Origin of the sequence: Micromonospora gifhornensis (assembly GCF_016863515.1) — a bacterium.
GTDB lineage: Bacteria > Actinomycetota > Actinomycetes > Mycobacteriales > Micromonosporaceae > Micromonospora > Micromonospora gifhornensis.
In genome coordinates this window covers 1-990 of sequence record NZ_BOPA01000105.1, presented here as the reverse complement: position 1 = coordinate 990, position 990 = coordinate 1, and the positions used below count along the sequence as shown (strand labels likewise).

Annotated in this window: 1 protein-coding gene; it reads right to left on the bottom strand. The window is 66.0% G+C overall.

What is annotated here, in order from left to right; all coding sequences use genetic code 11:
* Nucleotides 1-9 precede the first annotated feature (9 nt).
* Nucleotides 10-852 carry a transposase family protein gene (locus Vgi01_RS30315; RefSeq protein WP_373307077.1) on the bottom strand — a complete coding sequence of 281 codons (843 nt, stop codon included), beginning with the start codon at nucleotides 850-852 and terminating at the stop codon, nucleotides 10-12.
* Nucleotides 853-990: the final 138 nt, after the last annotated feature.

Below are 990 nucleotides of genomic sequence, written 5' to 3'. Positions count from 1 at the left end.
GAGGTGATCTCAGCAAGATTCGGGTAGGTAGCGGTATTCGAAGTGAGTCAGGTGTAGCGCGGCGGCGACGATCTCGCCGATCCGGCGTGGGCTGGCGGTGGTGTGGCGGAGCGTTTTCCAGCGTCCGGTCAGGATGGCGAAGCCGCGTTCGCCTTGCCAGCGCAGGCCGCGTAGCAGCCGGTTGTAGGCGCGGTTGTCGGGTGCGAGTCGGCTGCCGTCGGCGGGCTGTTTGATCGGTGTCTTGATGCCGTGGCCTGCGCTTTCGTAGCCGGAGTCGGCCAGGGTGGGCAGGTCGAGTTCGGCGGCGGACCAGTTCAATGCGGCGGTGACACCGAGTTCGCGGGCGCAGCTGGTGTCGTGCAGATGCGCGGGCATAGCCTGCGAGGTCCAGATCGGCAGCCCGTCTGGGCGCATGATCGCTTGGATGTTCGCGCCGAAGTCGCGGTGCTTTCCGGAGTACCAGGCGTCGATGGTCTCGCCCTTGACCGACAGGGTGGTCTCGGTGAGGCGGTCGCAGTCGAACAGCTTGCCGTCGAGGATCACGTGCGACCAGCCGTCGTCGGCGGCACGGCGCAGCGCGGTGTGTAAGTCGCTTGCTTGCGCGGCGAGTACCGCGATGCCCTCGTCGCGGTAGCGGTACGCGGTCGCCCGGGAGATCCCGAACCCCGCGCCGAGCAGGGCCAGGTCCTCGCCCTTGCGGAACCAGATCAGCACCAACAACGCCTGGTAGAAGCAGGTCAACGCGCGAGTGCCGCGCCGGGTCCCCTTGGCTCGACGCTCGGCGGCAAGCAGCCGGCCGAGATGCTGCACGAGTTCCCTCGGGACGTCGACCATGGCACGATAGGCAATCACGTGGAGCCCTCTCGAAGACGTGTTTCTGTCGCAAGGACGTGTCTATCGATGGCTCCACGCCTGTTTCCATCACCGCCCGACTCGACACCTTCGCCCGTGTCGTACTAATCAACACTTTTGCGCTGCTGAGATCACCTC